Below are 20,614 nucleotides of genomic sequence, written 5' to 3' on the forward strand. Positions count from 1 at the left end.
GGGTGCGTCAGCCGCTCTAAGCCTTAAGCTTTTAGCGCTAAACTTAAAACGCCAGCGCCTTCAGCGTCAGGCCCGCTTTTTCTTCCCGACCGAACATCAGGTTCATGTTTTGCACCGCCTGCCCGGACGCGCCTTTCAGGAGGTTGTCAATCATGCTGATGATCAGCAACTGGTCGTCGTGCTTTTCTAGGTAAACGATTCCCTTGTTGGTGCCCACCACCTGTTTCAGAGCCGGATTGCTGTCCGACAGGTACACGAACGGATGTGGCGCGTAATAGTCCTGGTAGAGCGCTTTGGCTTCGTCCAGCGAACCGGCAAACGGCGTGTAGGCCGTCGCCAGGATGCCCCGCGTGAAGTTGCCCCGCACCGGAATGAAGTGCAGCTTGTGGGCGAAGTCGGGTTGCAACTGGTGGAGCGACTGCCCGATCTCGCCCAGGTGCTGGTGGTTGAAGGCTTTGTAGACCGACACGTTGTTGCTGCGCCAGCTGAAGTGTGTTGTGGCACTCGGCGCTTGCCCGGCCCCGGTCGAGCCCGTCACCGCGTTGATGTGGACGTCGTCGTGCAATTGGCCGGCGGCCGCCAGCGGCAACAGTGCCAGTTGAATGCAGGTTGCGAAACAGCCCGGGTTAGCCACGTGCTGGGCCGTGCGGATCGCTTCTCGGTTCAGTTCCGGTAGTCCGTAGACATAGTTGTTTCCTTCGCGTTTCAGGCGGAAGTCCTGGCTCAGGTCAATGATTTTCACGGAATCGGGGACGGGGTGGGCCTCCAGGAACGTGGCTGCCGCGCCGTGTCCGACGCAGAGGAACAACACGTCGATGCCGTCGAAGTCCAGCGCGTCGGTAAAGAGGAGGTCCGTCTCGCCCAGCAGATCCTGGTGGGTGCTGTGCAGCGGCTTGCCCGCCTGGCTCTGACTGTGGACAAATTTGAGTTCGACGTCGGGATGGAACAGCAGCAGGCGCAGTAATTCGCCTGCCGTGTAGCCTGCCCCGCCGATGATGCCTACGTGAATACTCATGATTGGGCGTCGGTTGACTGGGTGAGTGAACCCGGCGCGACTTTCTCGTCTTCGTTCACTGCGTAATAGATTTTCAGGGCGTTGCCCATCACCTTCGTAAAGCCTTTGACGTCTTCGCCGGTCCAGGCGCGGTTCATCTCGCCGTACGAGCCGAATTTGGCGTTCATCAGGTCGTGGTCGGATTCGATGCCGAGCACCTCGAAGCGGTAGGGCGACAGGCGGACGTGGACCTGTCCCGTCACGTTCTTTTGCGTATCAGCCAGGAACGTCTCGATGTTGCGCATCACCGGCTCCAGGTATTGGGCTTCGTGCAGGAGCATGCCGTACCAGTTGCCCAGTTGCTCCTTCCAGTAGAGTTGCCACTTGGTCAGCACGTGCTTTTCGAGGACGTGGTGGGCTTTGATCAGGATCAGCGAAGCGGCCGCTTCGAACCCGACCCGGCCCTTGATGCCGATGATCGTGTCGCCGACGTGGATGTCGCGCCCGACGGCGTAGAGCGCTCCGAGACGTTCCACCTCGCGGATGGCGTCTACCGGATGGTCGTACGTTTTGCCGTTCAGGCCTCGCAGTTCGCCCTGTTCGAAATGCAGCGTGATGGTCTGCTCGCCCTGGCCCTGCAACTGACTGGGGTACGCTTCGTTGGGCAGCGTGCTGTGAGAAGTGAGGGTTTCGCGTCCGCCGACGCTGGTGCCCCATAGGCCTTTGTTGATCGAGTAGGCGGCTTTTTCCCAGTTGCCTTCTACACCGTGTTCTTTCAGGAAGTCGATTTCCGCTTCGCGCGAAAGTTGCAGGTCGCGGATGGGCGTGAGGATCTCCAGTTCAGGAGCCAGAATCTGGATCGCCAGGTCGAAACGCACCTGGTCGTTGCCCGCGCCGGTGCTGCCGTGGGCAATGTACTTCGCGCCGATTTCCTGCGCATAGCGTACGGTGGCCAGCGCCTGAAACATCCGCTCCGAACTTACCGACAAGGGGTAGGTCTGGTTCCGGAGGATGTTCCCGAAAATCAGGTAGCGAATGCAATTCTGGTAGTAATTCTCGGTTTCGTCGAGCGTGACGTGCTTGGTGACCTGCAACCGTTCGGCACGGCGGGCTACTTCGGCCAGTTCTTCGTCGGAAAAACCACCGGTTTGCACCAGGGCGGTGTACACATCCAGGCCTTTGGTTTCGGCGAGGTACACGGCGCAGTAGGTCGTGTCGAGGCCGCCCGAAAAGGCGAGTACTACTTTATCTTTCAAGGAGGTAGGGATTATGGGTTAATAAATTTCAATTTCGAAAGTCCGGCCTGTAGCGCCTCTTGCCCCGCGGGTTGTCGCAGCACGTCCGCCAGGGAACGCGGGGGGCTGATCTCTCCCGTTCGGGCGTTGGGGAGCGACAACTGGAACCACGCGACGCTGTGCCAGGCCCCAAATTTATAGCCTATGTCGCGATATAGCCCGATGGGTTCAAAACCAAAGGCCTGATGAAAGGCTTCGCTGGCCGGATTCGGCAGGGTGATGCCCGCGTAGACGTTGCGAAAGCCTTGCAGGGTGAGCAACGCCAGGAGGGAGGTATACAGCGCCTGCCCGATGCCCCGCCGGTGAAAGGTGGGCGCCAGGTATACTGACGACTCCACGGACCAGTCGTAGGCCGTGCGCTGTCGGTGCGACGTCGCGTAGGCATAGCCTGCCACCGTACCGTCGACATCAAAGACCAGCCACGGGTACTTCGGCAGGGTGCGGGTTATGCGCTGCCCAAACTCCGCTTCCGAGGGCACAGCCCACTCGAACGAAGTCGCGGTCGTTTCCACAAAAGGTGCGTAAATGGCCCGAAGAGCTGCGGCATCGTCCGGGCGGGCCAGTCGGATCGTTGCCATGTGCGTTGGGGGTTAGCTGAAGAGTTTTGCAAGACCGACCACACTGGCCATCACCGGAGCGTTTTTCTTGCGCCTACGGCCCAGTACGTGCTGTTTGAAGCGTACCCAGCGCGCGTACACGCTCAGGCTCTTGTCCCAGCCTTTTTTCTCGGTGCCCTGTTCTTTCTCTTTCTTCTTCTCGGCCGGATCGTATAACATGCCGGTGCAGAGGCAGTTCTTGCGGTTCGTGCGGGTCAGAATGTCGTAGTTGACACAGCTCTGGCATCCGTTCCAGAACGTCTCGTCGGTCGTCAGTTCCGAAAACGTCACGGGTTTGTAGCCCAGTTCGGAATTGATCTTCATGACCGGCAAAGACGTGGTGATGCCAAACAGCTTGGCGTCGGGGTACTTCTTCCGGGTCAGTTCAAACGCTTTGGATTTGATCCGCTTGGCCAAGCCGCCGCTGCGGAATTCGGGCACGACGATCAGGCCGGAGTTGGCCACAAACTGGCCGTGGCTCCACGTTTCGATGTAACAGAAACCGGCAAACTGACCCCGCTCGGTCAGAGCGATGATGGCCTTGCCTTCCTCCATTTTCCGACGGACATACTCTGGATGGCGTTTGGCGATGCCCGTACCGCGAATGCGGGCGGCATCTTCCATTTGCTGACAAATTTCTTCGGCGTAGCGAAAATGTGATGAATTCGCCACCTGAACCTCAATTTTTTCCATGGGTTCTCAGGAAGTTGAAACGTGCTTGTAAAAGAAGGATGAAGAAAAAAAGGAGAAGGCGATAAAGGACGTACCTACGCCGTGAACATGACGATACCCCTAAGGGGCCTGCTTGGGAAGCAGACTGCCGGAGTAAAAGGTCGGACGTGGTGCGTCATGTTCATTTTGCCTGTCAGCGAAATTGAGGTGCAAATGTAAACGATAAATAAAATTAATTTCCAAATAGTTCCCCGAAGAATTTCAGAAGCCACGAAAGAAAATTAGCCGATTCAGACGGGTTTCCAAACAAAAAACCACCGGCATGAACCCCAAAGAGACTTACGGCTCACGAGCCGCGGGGCGGATTTTGTTGCCGATTTTGTAAAAAGTGACAACACGGCGGCCTCCTGGAAAAATACTACCGGGCACTGGACCTGTTCCGGGTGATTGCATGGCGTGATGCCCAGCCGGGAAAGACCTGCGGAGGAAAGGCAGCGCCGCCTGTTGGCAGACATTGCGCCGCCGAACGCAGCTTCCCCGATCCGGCTCCGGAATGGGGCAACGCCCTCACCATCTCCTGTATTGTCGCGCAAAACGCGGCCTGCGCTCAGATGTACTTTTCCAAGTCGGTCAACGTCACGTCTCGGAAGTCGGCATACGTGGCAACGGCGCCTTTGGCGAGCAGTTCTTCAGACGTTTGGGTGGTCGTAATTCCGATCACGTGGCACCCCGCCCGGTGGCCCGACTCCACACCCGCCAGCGAGTCTTCGAACACAATGCAACGGGCCGGCTCGAACCGCAGGGCCGCCGCGGCCTTCAGGTAAATTTCGGGATCGGGCTTGCCTTTATCGAAGTGTGCCTCGTGCAGGATGGTGGTAAAGTAACGGGTGGTGCCGGTTTCGTCCAGCGTGAAATCGACGTTCGCCCGCGGGGCCGACGTCGCGATGGCGTACGGGATCTGGGTCGCCTGCAACGCGTTCAAAAAGCCGCGCAGTCCGGGCAGCAGTTCGATGGTGTCGCGGTACATATCCCGGAACATCGATTCCTTCTCGTCGGCGTAGCGTTTGACTTGTTCCGGTGACATTGCCTCGTCGTGAAACAGGTAGGGAATCCACTCCCGGTTGTTGCGTCCGTAGACCTTCTCGCGAAGTTCTTGTTCGCTGAGCTCCAGCCCGTACTTCTCGGTAAACTTTTGGATCGATTTTTTATGCATCGGATTGCTGTCGACCAGCACTCCGTCCATGTCGAAAATGACGGCAAATTCTTTCATACAGCAATAGCAAACGGGGGCTGCCGGGAAGAGTTACAAAGCCGGGATCGGCCGGAGAGGAAGAAACACGTTCAGCGCAAAGGCATCCGTGGAATAGAGGAGGCTTATGACCACTCTGCTTGCGAGAAAAGGCTAATGCATAAGTGTAAAAGCATTTTGATTAATTATAATCAAATTTGATCATAATTAATCATGCGTAGTGACAGTCAATTTTTTGGGCTGTGAGCGCATCGCAAAGCGCTTTGCTGTCAGGATGATTATCCGTAATGAACTGGTGCAACTCGTCCGGGCGACACAGGCGCATCATCTCCCGGCGACCCATTTTGCTGTGGTCGACCAACAGCGAAACGTGGCGGCATTGTCCCATCAGCGTGCGTTCTGTCTCGGCAATCAGGGGGTGAGCACAGGTGACCAGTTCGGGCGTCACGCCACCCGCTGAGAAGAAGGCCCGGTCGGCGTAATACTCCCGCAGTTCCTCGTTGGTACGCGGGCCAATCAACACCCCGGAATCGGGCAGCAGCATGCCGCCGATCAGGAACACATCGGCCCCCCGTTTCTGGCTGCGGTGCTGGTCCAATTGGTGGGCGAACAACAGCGAATTGGTGATGATGCGGATCGGTCGGTCGGCCAGGAGCGGGGCCAGTTCCATCGTGGTGGTGCCACTGCCCACCATCACGACCTCGCCATCGTTTACTTCCGTTGCGGCCCGTTGGGCGATCCGTTGTTTTTCATGACGCAGCACTACCTGGCGATACGCAGGCGGGAGCTGATCTATAGGCGAAGCTTGGGTAGCCATCTGCCGGACGGTAATCCCCCCCCAGGTCTTCTTCACCCGACCCTGATCCACCAGCTGCGTGAAATCACGGCGGATGGTGGCGGGGGAGGCGTCGCACAAATCACAGGCGTCCTCGACGGACAGATCGACGTGCTTTTCCAAGTAATGGAAGATCAGTTCAAAGCGTTGTTCCTGCGTCATACCGCAAAGCTACCAAATCATAAATGATCAATTTTGATCATTTATGATTTAAAGTGATTGATGTATTTGGGACTGTCTAGAGGACTTGTCGCTGGACTGATGAATTAGTAATGCTAAAGGTCGTTTTGTTGCTGTGTGCTATGCCCCCAAACCAAAAGATCTATGGGTTGACGTCAGCCAACGACAGGACGAACAAAGAGCGCAAAAAGCTCAGGCAAATGAAGCGTACTGTGACGCACAAGTCTGGCGTGAAAGAGCTTGAAAGCAATGGAGCCTGCATTGCCCCTCCGATATGGAAGAAGCAGTTAAGTTTTCAAAAGAAAAACGTGTGTACTTGCTCCGTCTCTCTAGCAGGAAATCAGTTGCGCAACTGCCCGCTCGCCTTTTCATCCGGGCGCCGGTCTATTCTATCGTGAAGGGTCTAACGAGCAGAATGAGAAACTGACTCAAAAGAAAAGTCAAACAACAGTCCGGTGATCGACGTGAACTGTAGGTAGAGAAGTCTCGTGGCACCGAAGTGCAAACGTAACAGCTTGGGGATGTCGTGATGCACCCGACTGAAGAAGCAAACCGTACCGGAGCGAAAGCGCCATCGGCCCACCGGTGGTTGTATGTCGAAAGGCGAAGGTACGTTGACGCTGCAACACAAGTGGATAAGTGTACCGGCTATCAGCAAGAGAATACGAGTCAGTCTTACGGATACGACGGAGAAAAAAGGGTGAGGAGCCAGCGCAATCCTGGGCGGTTGCCAAGGTGAGGGTTGGGCCTGTGCGGTGGCGTGATGCAGCAACCGGCACGGTAGTGACTCTCCCAAAATGAGATCCCAAAGTACCGCTACATGACTCGCCGGGGGAAGCCGAAACTGCCGCTAGTGCCACTGTCCCACTTTGTACTTTTCTGAGGTTCGGGCGCTGTAGCGACCGAGGGGTAATCTCTACAGGATCGTACGAGTCGATAGCACCCTGCGTTGGCTGTTCGGTAATGCAACGAAGATCCGGCGCGCATACACTCGGGTTGGAAGCGATTAGTAGAGCGGAAGTATGACTCGCATTTTCCGGCAAAGCGGTAGGCAGATGGGGTCTGTCGATTTGTGCTCTGATCGACCACGTTTCTGGAAATAATACCAAATGAGTACTTAGCATTCCTTCCGCCTTTTTTGCATGACTGCTTGTAACTCCTGAGCCAGGAGTATGCATTTGCGAGGTGTTTAAGGCGTAAGCTGTACGCTTCCTGCGTTGGTTTTCGGGTCGTGCGTTGGAGGTCTTTAGGGCCTCGCGAACCTGATGCAACGGGCGTGATTGCGCATCCGCGCAAGGGCGGGTTGCGTCCTCAACCGCAGCGCGATCTGGGTTGTGAGCCGGATCTACGGTAAGAAAAATCGGAAGAAAATCGGAGGAAGCTTCGGCCTGATTTTGTGCGCGAGTCCTTGTCGCTGACGGGCGGAGCGGACTGTCTAACCCAAGCGTCCAGCTAGGGCAGGGTAGAGATTGAACAGCGTAATACGAGGTTGTCCAATCTTCTGATGGCACGAAAACGTCTTCTAAAGTGGCTTGTGAGAAGGGCACAGCTTCGCCAATCGAGGTCTCTAACGCCTGTAACGGGTTAAAAACGTCGGATTGGGCTTGTGCCACGGCCGTTGTCGTAACGATTCCTGGGGAGATGCGATGAAGCAGGGATGGTGGCCCGGCCCGCAACGGAGGTCGTACCCCGCGGCGCACGGAGGCCTGTACTATGGCAGATGAGGGGTTGCCCAGGCAGCGCTGTGCGGAGTAAAGAACCCGCTGCGGAGGTGCCGGTGCCATAGCCTGCACGGTCGCCTCGACATGAGCAGGGGCACCAGGCGTGAACGTCTCCGATCCCAGTACGGTTGCGGCGTGGGCACATGCCTGTCCGGTAGCGTGCGCCCCACCGGGAGCAGCCATCAGGTAACACAGGAAAACGAGCAGACGCAACACGCGAGAAGAGGGAATTACGGTACGGGATTAACGGCAAAATACAGCTTTCTCTACGCGATACAAAGTGCTTGAGGTGCAGTACGTTAGAATTTTTATAAAGCCCCACCCCGGCCTGAAAAGCGTAGGGTAGGGCTTGTTCGAAGAGAAATCCAATTTAGCGGGAGCGGCCTTTTGCGGTGCATTCGGGTGAAGGTACTGTGAGCCGAAGCTGGTAATAAGTACTACCGCTCGATCACGCCATTGCCCCGTCCGTTACGTATTGCGGATGGCGAAGTAGTTTACCGAGATTACAAAAGCATACAGCAGGAACACCACCAGGTCGGAGGTCATTTTTGTATTGAACGGGAAAATTCCGAAGCCCGTCAGGAAGTCGAGCACCAGCATGACGGCTATGGCAATGCCGATGCCCCGGATCAGCTTGGCCCCCTTCATGTGTTTGTCGATCTGGAACCAAACGCCCACTACCATAACCATGAGAAACGAACTGCCTGTTAAGAAATCGAAAATGGCCCATTGGGTGAACCAGTGAGCTACGAAAGACACAAGGCACAGCAGCATTATGCCGCCCAGCCAGTTGGTGCCGCGGATCTCGCGCTCGGAAAGCGCGTGTTTGCCATACTTGGTGAACCGCAGAAACAGATTGAACAGCGGCGTGGCGATCCAGGTCGTGATGACGAAAATGCCGTATAAAATCAAGACTGCGGTGGCGTACGGAGCAATCGCCGGATTGGAGTCTTTTAACGAATCCACCACGCGCATGATTAGCCAGAGCCCGATGATGACCGCCCACTGCAGGCGACTACTTTGCTTGCCGAGCCAGAAGTAATACTTCACAAACAAGCGATAGTACCAGTTTCTGGCCTTCAGGGCCTCCAGAAGCCCCACGCGAGCAAATTCCATCGACGGATCGAGGCGCAGGGCTTCCCCAAAATGACGCTCCGCTTCGCGGTGGTGGCCTTGTTCCAGCAACGACCAGCCCGTGTTGGCGTGTGTGAAGGCATCTTCCGGATCTTGCTCCAGGGCATCCTCGATGGTGAGGCGGGCTTCTACGTTCCGGTTTAGTTTGGTGAGGCACTGGGCCCGCAGGTTCAGGCAGGTGGTATCTTCCGCGCTTTGTTCCAGGCCCTGGTTCGCAAATTCGAGGGCTTCTTCCCACTTTTTTTGCAGCATGCGGATGCGGGCCAGCAAAGCATAGTGATGCGCTTCCGAGCTATCCAGGCGCAGGGCTTCGCGGGACACGCGTTCGGCCTCTTCCAGCTTTTTCTGTTGGCACAGGGTGTATCCCAGAATGTAGTGGTTAAAGGCCACGTCCGCCTGCAGACGAACCGCCTCCCGTGCCGACTGTTCTGCGTCAGAGAGACGGTCCTGTTCCAGCTGGCACACGGCCAGCAGGGCGTGGATGGAATCATCTTGCGGGTAATGCGCCTGAACGGACCGGAGCGTCTGTTCGGCCTGCGCAAACCGTTTCTGTTCAATCAGCAGCTGCGCACGCTGCACGGCGGGGTCGAAAACCATCTTATTTTTTGATCTTGAGGTAGTGCAAAATGTCGTCGTACAGCCCCGACTCGTTGGCGTAGAGGGCGTAATTTTTGGCGGTGGCGAACCACTCGCGGGTGGTGGGCTTGTGTTTGCCGAGGGCGGCTTTCAGGTCCGATGTGGTGAGCGGTTGCGGTACGCCCTTTCGTAGTGCTTCCTGCAACTTTTGCTCAACAGCCAGGTCCACGATGGCTTTCAGGTCCGCACCGGAATAGTCGGTGGCGCGGCGGGCCAGGCTTGTATAGTCGATTTTTTCAATGGGTTTGCCCTGCAATTGCAGTTGCAGAATGGCTTCGCGCGCCGCCTCGTCGGGGGGCGCGACGAAGATCACCCGGTCGAACCGCCCGGCCCGGCGGAAGGCGTTGTCGAGGTGCCAGGGGGCATTGGTCGCGCCCAGAATCAGCAGCCCGTCGTTGTCGGAGTCCATGCCGTCGAGTTCGGCCAGAAACTGGTTGATCAGCGTTCGGTTGCCGCTTTTGCGCAGGTCGGTCCGGTTGGCGCCCAGCGCGTCTACCTCGTCGAAAAACAGCACGCAGGGTTTCTGCCGTCGCGCCTGTTCGAAAATGGCGGCCAGGTTTTTCTCGCTGTTGCCGATGTACATGTCGAGGATGTCGTCGAGCGAAACGGAGATAAACGACGCCTGGACTTCCCCGGCCGTGGCACGGGCCAGGTGCGTTTTGCCGCAGCCGGGAGGGCCATACAACAGAATGCCGCCGCCGATTTTCTTGCCGTAGGCGCGGTACATCTCGGCGTGTTGCAGCGGGTAGATGATCTTCAGCCGGATTTCTTCCTTCACGGCGTCCATGCCGCCTACGTCGGCAAACGTCTGTTTCGGGCGTTCGGTCGAGATGTGCGAAGTCTCCTCCGATCCGGGCGTTTCAACCGCCGGGTTCCGTGCCTGGAAGTTCGGATCGGCGGGGAGTTTCAGCCGCAGGTCGTTCGCCAGTTGTGGATCGGCCAGCGAACTGTCGGCACGCACGGCCGTCTGGTAGTGGTCGTACGCATCGGCGTACTGCTGCGTATGGTGCAGAAAGCGGGCGTAGAACAGATGCACTTCGGCCGGAACGGGCGGACGCTCCAGCAGCGTCTCCAGCAAAATCGACGATTCCGAGGCCTTGCCCAGGTGCCAGAAGGTCTTCGCCAGGCCCAGTTGCGCGTCGCGATCGTCGGAGTCGCGTTGCAGCACCGCCCTGTATTCGGTTTCCGCTTCACGGTAACGATCGGCTTCGAACAGGGTGGCTGCCAGGTGTTTACGAAGCGGCAGGTTGTCGGGTGAAAGGCGAAGGGCTTCCTGAAGAAGGGTGATTTGGTCCATGCGATAGCGGGTTCGGGCGGGGAAAATAGCGGGTTTACGTAGAATAAAGAAGTAAAAGTAAGGTCCGATTTATAATTCCGAGAAACGAAAGAGAGCACCGCACGATCAGCGCGCACCCTAGGCAGGAGCGTCGGGAAGTGGTTGAGCGACAAAGCCGCTACGGTCGTAAGGCCTTTGGCAGCACTGCATACCCGAAAAAAACAAGCCTCGGTGTTCCGTGCCCATGCAGGAAATAACGGGTTGCCGGGCGGCCCTTCTACCTCAAGGGTTACTTGAAAAGGCCATCAGAAAGTATCCTGTATAGCTTCCTGTTGGGGCTAACCCACTAGAACCGGATGGCGTCAAGGTAGAGTGGTGCGTACTTGCCAAAGGACAGGCTACAAAAAAAAAGAGATTTCTGATGCTTCAGAAATCTCTTCGTGCTGAATAGATGATGAGAGGGTTTATTCGGTATCGGCCTCGACGGCGAGCATCGGGACGTCCGCGGCATTCACGTTGGCCAGGAGTTTATAGCCAGCGCCTACTTCGAATACAACGTTGGTATTCGCGAGTTTCGACAAGTCGTATACGCGGCTGAAGCTCGATTTTTTGTCGGTCACGTCGATGGAAATCAATTGCTGGTTCTGGTCAACGATCCGGACCACGAAAGGAGCCGACGAAGTGCCGTTTACCGTAACCTGGTAGCGCTTGTCTGACAGCGCCTTGAGTGCCACGCGGGGCTGCGCAAGCGTCGGTGCCTGGTGCGCTACGGGAAACTCCTGCGTGCCGGTCGGGGTGGTTACCTGTACTGTATAGCTACCGTACGGCATCTCACTGAAGTTGTACACGCGCGCAAACGAGATGTTGCGCGTCTGATCCCGCCGAATGACCTGACCCTGGGCGTCCAGAATCCGCACCGTAACGTGGTCTGCATCGCCGGTCGCGGCATAACGCAGGCGGAAGCGGCCTTCCTGGGCTTCGAGCGGAGTCAGTACCGCCTGAGGAGACGTTGCAACGTGGTCGTTAGAAGTGGCACGCACCGTACCCGAAAAGCAGCAAACCTGCGCAAGGAGCAGAGCACTGAATAAAAGCTTCATTTGTTTGTTTATTGTTATTTGAGCGCAAAAATAGCGGCGGATCGCATTGCGCCGACGCGGGCGTAATGAACCCGGCGCAATGAGAAACAGGTCCATCAGCCAGGCTTGTAAGGTCTGACCAAAATCGGGCGTGGCCGCGACAGAAACGCGCTTTTACCCGCAGCGGACGGACCTAGCCGTGCAAAACAACGCGTAGGGTTTTGCGCTACTAAACGACCGCGTGCTAGTAGGTTCCGGGCGGGTTTTGCAAGGATTTGTTGAAGGGAGAACCGTAACGTAAAAGAAGCGTCAGAAGCGCACGTATCCGCCGACTTCCCAGACTTCCGGCTTGAAGTTTAACTGAAACTCGTGCGAGGCTGGTCCGACGTGTTGCGCCCGCGAATCCCGAAGCTTGTGTCGGTACGCCAGGGAAGCAAACTGGAGCGCAATGCCGGCGCGCTTGCCCAGATCACAGCGCAAGGCGGGCACAACGCGTACCTGAACGGCCTGTTGGCGTGATCGGTTGGCTTGAGAAGCGACCCAATATTCCCCGTCGGTGAAGGCCCACGTGCCGGTGCTGTCTACCCAATGCAGAGCGGCACTGCGTGCATTGGAACTTAACTTCTGTTGCTGGAACACGTAGCCTGCCTGCCCGCCAATTACCACAGAAAAACACTCGGAAAGCGTAGTAAGGTATTGCACGAAGGCAAACGGGGTTAGTTCGCTGTGCGTCAGTGTGCTATGCGTGTAGCCCTGCCAGGAAGAATAACCGTAGGGAGCGGGATTGAACGCAGGAGCACTGCGGGTGGGATTGGTCTCCTGTTTCGAAAACGTGTGCGCAAGGCCCACGCCGTAGTAGAAAGAATCATTCCATCGCCGCCCGACGCTTACGGTGGCGTGCAGCTTCTGTTGGATCTGCCCGTAGAGGCCGGCAGGCGCATCGAGGCGATCGTGGTAGCGGTAGGTATACCCCAAGTGGGACTCAACGAGGTAGCGGGACTGTCCCCAACAGTGGAGAGACCCGAGCAACAGGATCAGGGCAAAGGTAGCTTTCATAACACAGGCGTTCCAGCGAAAAAGTAACGTGACAGCAGAGATGCGTTCTAGAAGAGAAAACTAAAGCCTGATCCGGCGGCCGGCAACTTCCAGTACATTTCTGCAGCCGCGTGCGGTGTGCCTTTTTTCAATACATCGTTATTGTTTAGCGATGAAGCCGTGCGAAGTGGCCCGTTTTTGCCCTGGCCAAAGAGGCGCCGGTGCTTTGCAGTAGTGCTGGTAACAGGAACGAGAAAGAAGTTGATCAATAAGGACTTACAGCAAAGCCGCCCCGCGAAAAAGGACCAGAAAGAGGCGTCGCGCTCAATCGCTTGGCAAAGAAGCCGGAGCGAGGAGGGGGCACCAGGGGCGTAGATGCGTCCGGTAGCAAGTGTGCTAAAAGAAGGCCTTTTGCCGCGGCCAGAATAGCGCAGAAGCGCGAAGTTAGAGGGGCAACGACACGGTAAAGACCGATCCCTGCCCTATGGTGCTCTCCACGCCGATGTTGCCGCCGGCGTTGTCCACGATCTTCTTGACCATATAGAGCCCGATGCCCGAACCTTCCACGTGGTCGTGGAGGCGTTTGAACATGGAGAAAAGTTTCTGTTCCTGCGTCAGGTCCATGCCGAGTCCGTTGTCCTGCACACTGAACTGCAATGCGTGTTCCTGGTGCTGGCAACTGACCCAGACTTCTGGCGTCCGGTCGGGCGAATGGTACTTTAAAGCATTGGAGATCAGGTTGTAAACGATGCTGCGCAGGTTTTTGGGCGAAAAGCGGATCGAAGGGCATTCTTGCACATCGAGGTGGATGTGCGCGTGGATGGCCTGCACCATGGGGTCCAGGTCCAGCAATACTTCGTTCAGCACCACCGCCAGATCGACCGGGGTTTCCTGTTCCAGTCCCTGTTTTTGCAGCTTCGAGACTTCCGTCAGTTGGTCGATCGTCCGTTTGAAGCGCTCGACCGACTGCGCCATGGCAGACGTCAGCGGCTGAAACTGTTCCTGTTGGTGCGGGTCGTGGGCCAGCCGTTTCACCAGCACCTGCAGCAGCCCCTCAATGTTGTTGATGGGGGCTTTCAGGTCGTGCGAGGCGGTATAGATGAAATTGTCGAGGTCGTTGTTGATCTTGGTCAGTTCCTGCGTGCGTTCCTCCACGCGCGCTTCCAGGTCCTGATTGAGTTGGTGGACGTGGGCATTGGCCCGTTCCAGTTCCTTCTTCTGTTCGTAAAATCCTACGAAGGCCGTGACTTTGGCTTTGGTGATGAACGGATGAAGCGGCTTGAAGAGGAAGTCGACCGCCCCGGCCTCAAAACCCCGGATCATGTGCGACAGGTCCTGGTCGATGGCCGTCACGAAGATGATGGGCACGTCGCGGGTTCTGGAAATATTCCGCAGGTAGCGCGCCACTTCGAAGCCGTTCATGTCGGGCATTTGCACGTCCAGCAGAATGAGCGCCAGGTCTTCTTTCAATGCGATCTTCAGTGCCTCCTCGCCCGAATGTGCAAAAAGATAGGTAATCTTCTCGTCCTCTTTTTTGAGAAGCGTCTCCAGACTGATCAGGTTTTCTGGTCGGTCATCCACCAGAAGTATGTTTACCATGGAGCTGTAAAAAGTTTTTTGGACAGTATGCGAAGTGAACGGCGTGTCATGCAAAGGAAAGCAAAAACGAGTGAATCTGGGCGACATTTTGTACCAGGCAGTCCGGAATAAGGCTAATCGCCGCCATCGGCATGGTTTTGACCTCGGCTTCGTCAGGGTTTTGTACCAGTGCCATGCCGCCCTGGGTCCAGATGTCTTTCAACCCTGCACTGCCGTCCCGGCTGGCGCCGCTGAGCAGAATACCGGTCGCTTCGGCGCCGAACGTTTCGGCCGCACTGGTAAAGGTCACGTCGATGGAGGGGCGCGAGTAATTCTCTAGTTCCGACACGTCGAGTGCAAACGTGCGGTCGCGCTCAATCAGCACGTGGTAGTTGGCTGGCGCCAGGTACACCATGCCCGCTTCGATGCTCTCTTTTTCGTCGACCTCTTTGACGCGCAGGGTCAGCTTTTTCTGAAACAGGTACTGCAGGTCGCTTTCGGCGTTACGCAGGCGGTGCAAAACCAGCACAATCGGGATCGGGTAGGCGGCGGGGAGTTCTTCCAGAATGGACAGCGAGGCCTGAATGCCGCCCCACGAGCCACCGATCACAATCAGTTTGGGTACTTCCACCATCAGCCTGCTTTTCGGTAAATGCGGTTTTCTTTATCGACCGGTGAATAATGGCGTTGAATGTCGGACAGGGCCAGCGTTTCTTTCTTGCCCAGGCCCAGGTACCCCAGGTCGACCAGACTTTCGTCGAACAGCCGAAAGACGCGTTCCTGCAGGGGGCGGGAAAAGTAGATCAACACGTTGCGGCACAAAATGAGGTGGAATTCATTGAACGAAGAGTCGGTAGCCAGGTTGTGGGGGTAAAAGACCACATTGGTAAGTAAGTACGAGTGAAATTTTATACTCCCGTAGTTACTCACGTAATAGCTGGAGAACTCCTGTTTGCCCCCGGCCGCATAGTAGCCCGACGTATAAGCGGCGATTTGCGAGGCCGGAAAAATGCCTTCTTTCGCCTGCCGGAGCACCTTCTGGTTGATGTCGGTGGCGTAAATTTTGGTACGGTTGAGCAGGCCCGCTTCGTGCAGGAGGATGGCGAGCGAGAAAAGTTCTTCGCCGCTTGAGCACCCGGCGTCCCAGATCTTGATGAACGGGTACGTCGACAGAATGGGTAGCACGTCGGTCCGCAACGCCCGGAAAAACGACGGATCGCGAAACATCTCCGTGACGTTGACGGTGATTTCCTGTAAAAACCGCTCGAAAAAATAAGGGTCGTGGTAGACCTGCTGCCGCAACAGGTCGACGCTGGCAATGGGCTGATTGGACAGAAAGCGTCGCACGCGCCGGTAGATCGACGCGCGGGCGTAGCCCCGGAAATCGTAACCGTACTGTTGGTATATGTCAAAAATCAACGCTTCTACCTCCTGTTCGAACACTTCCTGTTCAAAACGGGCCTCGTGTTCACCCCTCATACAACCACACGCGTAACAACGTCAACAATTTATCGGTATCCACCGGTTTGGAAATGTAATCGGAAGCGCCTGCCCGGAGGCACTTCTCGCGGTCTTCTTTCATGGCTTTGGCCGTAAGTGCAATGATCGGTAGATGTTTCAAACGTAGATGCTGCCGAATTTGTTTGGTGGCTTCAATGCCGTCCATTTCGGGCATCATCACGTCCATCAACACCACGTCGATGTCGTGCTCGGCTTCCAGTTTTTGCAGGGCTTCCTGTCCGTCGTAGGCCACCTGCACTTCCATGCCGTGCAGTTCCAGCAGGCTGCTGAGCGAGTAGACGTTGCGCACGTCGTCGTCCACCACCAGCACCTTGCGGTGTTGCAGCACTTCCTCGGGTACGTGCAGTTTCATCTGAAAGGCGTTGCCCAGGGGCAGTTTCTGGTTCACCTTGTGCAGGAACAGCTGCACTTCGTCGAGCAGGCGCAGGTACGAGTATTCGTTTTTGATGATGATCGTGTTGGCGAACTCTTTCAGGCGGGTTTCTTCTTCCTCGCTCAGGTCTTTGCCGGAGTAGATGATGATCGGCAGGTCGCTCCAGTCCCGGTTGGCCCGCAGGCGCTGCATCCACTCGTACCCTTTCATGCCGGGCAGGTTCAGGTCCAGAATCACGCAGTCGATCTTCCGCTTGGCCAGGGTTTTTTCGGCCGCCTCGGCCGAGAAGGCCGACACCGATTTCAGGCCGTGTGCGCGCAGCAGTTCGGCGATGGCCTGGTTCTCCACCTCGTTGTCTTCCACAATCAGGATGGTCTCGATCGAGCGGTCGGTCACGTCGGCGATGGTCGCAAAGGCTTTGTTGAGCATTTCGAGCGTGACCGGCTTGGGCAGGTATTCCTCGTGCTCGTGAAAATCGCCGGTCACTTCTTTGTCGTATGCCGACATCACGTGGACGCTGGCGTAGCGCAGGTCCGGGTCCTGGCGGATCTGTTGCAGCACCTCCCAGCCGGTAGTGTCCGGCAGGTGAATGTCGAGCAGAATGGCGTCCGGTTTCTCGGCCCGGGCCAGGGTAAGTCCCTCCGTACCGGTGTGTGCCTGCGCCACCTTGAAGTTCTTGGCGCGGGCAAAGTCGGCCAGAATGTCGCTGAAGCCTTTGTCGTCTTCAATGATCAGGACCGAAATCTGCTTTTTGTCGTTCTCCTGGGTTTGCAGCGTATCGAATACCTGTTGCACGCCTGCCGCCTTGGCCAGCACCGGAACCGGATCGGTGGGCACGGGGGCCACCGAGGGCGGGGGAAGGGGTTTGGCTGCCGGGGCAACCGGCCGAGGGGCAGCGGGCTGTTCCGCCGGCGCGGCGTCGGTAGTCGCGGGGATGCGGGGCAGGTACAACGTGAACGTACTACCGACGCCCGGTTCGCTCTCCAGGGCCAGTTCGCCGCCCAACAGGGCCGCCAGCTCTTTGTTGATGGTCAGCCCCAGGCCGGTGCCGCCGTATTTGCGTGTGGTCGACGAGTCGGCCTGCTGGAAGGCTTCGAACACCAGGTTCTGTTTTTCCTTCGGAATGCCGATGCCGGAGTCGCGCACCGAAAAGGCGATGACGTCGGCGGCCGCCTGCAGTTGTTCGGAACGGAACGCGGGGCGCTGCCGCACCGGATGGATGCTGAGCTCGACCTCGCCGCCTTCGTCGGTAAATTTGATGGCGTTGCCAATGAAGTTTTTCAGGATCTGCTCCAGTCGGAAGCGGTCGGTCGTGATCGTCGCGACGCCGTCGGGGGTGCTGTGCTCGTGGAAGCGGATGTTTTTGCGGGCGGCCATTTCGCGGAAATAAGGTTCCATGCGGATGGCATCGAGCGGAATTTCGGCCAGTTCCAGGCGGATCATGCCCGACTCGATCTTCGAAAGGTCGAGGATTTCGTTGATGAGCTTGAGCAGGTCGTTGCCCGATTTGTGGATGATCTGCGCGTGGTCGATCTGTTTGCTGCTCAGGTTCTTCTCGTTGTTGTCTGCCAGCAGACGCGACAAGATCAGGATGCTGTTGAGGGGCGTACGCAACTCGTGCGACATGTTGGCCAGGAAGTCGCTCTTGTACTGACTCACGGTTTCCACCTGCTGGATTTTCAGCTCGATGGCGGCGCGGGCGTCTTCCAGGGCTTTGTTTTTGTTCTGCAGTGCTTCAAACTGCTCGTCGAGCAACTGGGCCTTTTCTTCCAGCTCGGCGTTTTTCTCCTGCAACTCTTCCTGGTTGACGCGCAGCTCCTCTTCCGAAGCTTTCAGTTCGGCGTTCAACTGGCGCAGCTCTTCCTGTTGGGTTTCCAGCTCCTCGGCCTGGTTCTGCGTTTCGTACAGCAGCTCCTGCGTTTGCAAATGGCTCTTCAGGGTATGCAGCACTACGGCCATCCGCTCGCTGGCGGTTTCCAGAAAACGCTGCTGCACCGGCGTGTAGGGGCGGCGTGCGCAGAGTTCCAGCACCCCGACCACGGTGTCGGAGAAATGGAGCGGCAGGATGATGAGGTGGCCCGGATCAAGGTCGGCCAGTCCGGTACTGATTTTCAGATGAGCATCTTCCACGTCTTCCAGCACTTTGACACGCTGTTCGCTGGCGGCCTGACCGACCTTGCCGACGCCCACTCGGAACGCGGGCAGCTCGTCGGGGCGGTAGTTGATGCCGTAAGCGGCCGCCGGGGTGAGTTGCCCGTCGTCGTGGTGCAGGTACACCAGGCCGGCTTCGGAAGCGGTGTATTCGCACAGGAATTTGACCGCCTGGCTGGTAACGGACTCCAGCGTGGTTTCGGTGGTAATCAGGTTGTTGAGGTCAGAGATGCCCGTCAGGGTCCAGTTTCGGTGGGTGTTGTCCAGCGAAAACTGGTGCAGTTTGTCCCGCATCTCCCGCAGGGCGTGGCTCAGCACATCTTCGTCGCTCTGCACGTCGACTTCCACAGCATAGTGGCCTTCGCCGATGGCCTGCGCAACTTGCGAGAGCGCCTTGTTTTTCTGCATCACGCCCCGGAACGAGTCGGCCACCTGCCCGATTTCGTCTGTCCCCGTCACGCGCAGCGTCACGTCGGTCGCACCCATGCGGATACGATCCGCTGCATTTTTCAACTGGTACAACGAGTTGGCAATCAGGTTGATGAGGTAGAGCGACAACAGCCCCGTAAGGCCCAGCACGCCCAAAAGCACGGTGGCCAGCAAAATCAGGTTGACCCTTTTCTGGTTGATTTCGGCATCGACCTGGTCTTTGATGCGCTGGATCATCTGCCCCTCTATCTGCCGGAAGCCGTCGATTCCGGCCGCGAGTTGTTCGTTGACCTGCGAGGGGGCAAGCGTGGAAAGGTCGAGTTGCGGATTGGTATTCAGGGTGAGAAACAACTGCGCAATCGACTTGTAGCGCTGCGAGTCGGTGAGGGCGGTCAGGTCGGCGACGTCGGCGGGGCTGGCGTAGCGCTGAAAATCGCGTAACGACTGTTCGAAAAAGCCGTGGTACGTGCTGAAACGCGCGAAAGAGGTATGCGAAAACTGACCAGCCGGGAGCGTGCGCATCAGCAGACTGCGGATGCGCCCCAGTTGTACTTTGGCGTCGGTCAGATCCCGAAAACTGGAAAGCTGCCGCCCGATTTCCAGGTTGCCGATGTCGGAGGCGTTGGCGTCCATCCGGTCCAGAAAGCTGTACGTGACGTCAGAGGCATAGCGCCGAAACGCGTTGGTGTCCAGCGTTTTGCGGTCCAGATCCCGTCGATAGGCGTGCAGGTCGTTCAGCAGCGCCAGCGATGCGAGCGAGCGCCCCGTGCTGTCCAGAAACGTTTGCAGGGCCTGCCCGGCAATGTCGGTCGCGTTGCGTTGGGTCTGTGCCTGGGCCAGGCTCGAGTCGGCATCGGTCTCGGCCGCAATGAAGGCAAAGGCGGTTTCGTTCTGAAACGCGTGAATCAGGGTGGAAATTTTTTCCGACTCCGCCAGTTGCACGTACTCTTCCTGCAGCTTTTTATTTTCGGTGATCTCGTTTTGGATGGTCGACAAGACAAACACCAACAGAGGAATGAGTAAGCAGGCAATGAGAAGAACCAGCTTCTCCCGGATTTTTAGATTTTTTAGAAAATTCATGAAGCCAACGGCGTAAAAAGTCCGGAGACGAAGCGGCTCCGGCAAGGATGTATCGTGCCGACGAAGTTAGCGCGAAATGGTGGAACATGCAGTCAGAAGTGGCAATTGCATGAAGCGGCTGGTAGGGCAGAGGGAACAGTGGGCCGTGGGCGAAGTGTGAGGTGTGAAGTGCGAGGTGCGAGGTTTGACTTGTGACGTTTGACGTGCGAAGTAGAAAGAAGAGGTCACCCGGCACGGGCATTTGAGGTGCCGCCTTGAACTCATCGCCTCAAACGCCCGCGCCGCCGCCTAGCGCAACTTTAAGCTCTGAACTCTGAACTCTAAACTCATAACTCTGAACGCCTAATCTTTCACGCTATATAATAAGGACTAGGGTTCCGCCGATGATCAGGGCCGCCCCCAGCGCGGTTTTGAGCGAAAGCGGCTCGCCCAGAAAGACCACCGAGAGGAGAATGGCAAGCGCCACACTGAGTTTGTCGACTGGTGCGACGAGCGACACCCGACCGATTTGCAACGCTTTAAAATAGAAGATCCAGGAAAGTCCCGTGGCCACGCCCGACAAGAGGAGAAACGTCCAGTTCTGCCAGGATAGCTGAGGCAACCCTGCCAGGGCCCCCCGGTACCAGACCAACCCCCAGGCAACCGCCAGGATCACCACGGTCCGAACGGCCGTCGCCAGGTCAGAGTCCACGCCACGAATGCCGACTTTGGCCAGCACGGCGGTCAGGGCTGCAAACAGGGCCGAAAGAAGTGCGTACGCCCACCACGTCATAGTAAAGAAGT

15 protein-coding genes are annotated in these 20,614 nt (G+C 57.2%); all 15 read right to left on the minus strand.

Going from position 1 to position 20,614, the window contains the following annotated elements; genetic code table 11:
• Positions 1-43: 43 nt before the first annotated feature.
• On the minus strand, positions 44-1,015 hold the full coding sequence (gene argC / locus BLR44_RS25420) for an N-acetyl-gamma-glutamyl-phosphate reductase (RefSeq protein ID WP_089687598.1): 972 nt from the start codon (positions 1,013-1,015) through the stop codon (positions 44-46).
• Positions 1,012-2,250 carry an argininosuccinate synthase gene (locus BLR44_RS25425; protein WP_089687601.1) on the minus strand — a complete coding sequence of 413 codons (1,239 nt, stop codon included), beginning with the start codon at positions 2,248-2,250 and terminating at the stop codon, positions 1,012-1,014. The genes argC and BLR44_RS25425 overlap by 4 nt, the downstream gene beginning before the upstream one ends.
• Positions 2,251-2,261: 11 nt before the next feature.
• Positions 2,262-2,867 carry an arsinothricin resistance N-acetyltransferase ArsN1 family B gene (locus BLR44_RS25430; protein WP_089687605.1) on the minus strand — a complete coding sequence of 202 codons (606 nt, stop codon included), beginning with the start codon at positions 2,865-2,867 and terminating at the stop codon, positions 2,262-2,264.
• A gap of 12 nt (positions 2,868-2,879) precedes the next feature.
• Positions 2,880-3,578 (minus strand): GNAT family N-acetyltransferase, encoded by a 699-nt coding sequence (locus BLR44_RS25435; RefSeq protein ID WP_089687608.1) that lies wholly within the window; start codon positions 3,576-3,578, stop codon positions 2,880-2,882.
• Between the two features lie 586 nt (positions 3,579-4,164).
• Positions 4,165-4,827: an HAD family hydrolase gene (locus BLR44_RS25440; protein WP_089687611.1), complete on the minus strand. Its 663-nt coding sequence runs from the start codon at positions 4,825-4,827 to the stop codon at positions 4,165-4,167.
• A 190-nt stretch (positions 4,828-5,017) separates the two neighbouring features.
• Positions 5,018-5,803, minus strand: coding sequence for a DeoR/GlpR family DNA-binding transcription regulator (locus tag BLR44_RS25445; protein ID WP_089687614.1), 786 nt, complete (start codon positions 5,801-5,803; stop codon positions 5,018-5,020).
• 2,207 nt (positions 5,804-8,010) lie between these two features.
• The gene (locus BLR44_RS25450) at positions 8,011-9,273 is read right to left on the minus strand and encodes a tetratricopeptide repeat protein (protein ID WP_089687619.1); all 1,263 of its coding nucleotides are present in this window, start codon (positions 9,271-9,273) and stop codon (positions 8,011-8,013) included.
• A 1-nt stretch (position 9,274) separates the two neighbouring features.
• Positions 9,275-10,609, minus strand: a complete 1,335-nt coding sequence (locus BLR44_RS25455) for an ATP-binding protein (RefSeq protein WP_089687621.1) — start codon at positions 10,607-10,609, stop codon at positions 9,275-9,277.
• A gap of 443 nt (positions 10,610-11,052) precedes the next feature.
• Entirely contained in the window at positions 11,053-11,685 is a 633-nt protein-coding gene (locus BLR44_RS25460) for a T9SS type B sorting domain-containing protein (RefSeq protein ID WP_089687623.1), read from the minus strand.
• Between the two features lie 288 nt (positions 11,686-11,973).
• Positions 11,974-12,720 carry a hypothetical protein gene (locus tag BLR44_RS25465; RefSeq protein WP_089687626.1) on the minus strand — a complete coding sequence of 249 codons (747 nt, stop codon included), beginning with the start codon at positions 12,718-12,720 and terminating at the stop codon, positions 11,974-11,976.
• A gap of 423 nt (positions 12,721-13,143) precedes the next feature.
• Positions 13,144-14,298: a sensor histidine kinase gene (locus tag BLR44_RS25470; protein ID WP_089687629.1), complete on the minus strand. Its 1,155-nt coding sequence runs from the start codon at positions 14,296-14,298 to the stop codon at positions 13,144-13,146.
• Between the two features lie 46 nt (positions 14,299-14,344).
• Positions 14,345-14,911: a chemotaxis protein CheB gene (locus BLR44_RS25475; protein ID WP_089687632.1), complete on the minus strand. Its 567-nt coding sequence runs from the start codon at positions 14,909-14,911 to the stop codon at positions 14,345-14,347.
• Positions 14,911-15,756: a CheR family methyltransferase gene (locus BLR44_RS25480; RefSeq protein WP_089687635.1), complete on the minus strand. Its 846-nt coding sequence runs from the start codon at positions 15,754-15,756 to the stop codon at positions 14,911-14,913. Before BLR44_RS25480 ends, BLR44_RS25475 begins: the two co-directional genes overlap by 1 nt.
• Positions 15,746-19,831: a response regulator gene (locus BLR44_RS25485; RefSeq protein WP_089687741.1), complete on the minus strand. Its 4,086-nt coding sequence runs from the start codon at positions 19,829-19,831 to the stop codon at positions 15,746-15,748. The genes BLR44_RS25480 and BLR44_RS25485 overlap by 11 nt, the downstream gene beginning before the upstream one ends.
• A 355-nt stretch (positions 19,832-20,186) precedes the next feature.
• Positions 20,187-20,603: an EamA family transporter gene (locus tag BLR44_RS25490; RefSeq protein WP_089687637.1), complete on the minus strand. Its 417-nt coding sequence runs from the start codon at positions 20,601-20,603 to the stop codon at positions 20,187-20,189.
• Positions 20,604-20,614: the final 11 nt, after the last annotated feature.

Origin of the sequence: Catalinimonas alkaloidigena (assembly GCF_900100765.1) — a bacterium.
Classification (GTDB): Bacteria; Bacteroidota; Bacteroidia; order Cytophagales; family Flexibacteraceae; genus Mooreia; species Mooreia alkaloidigena.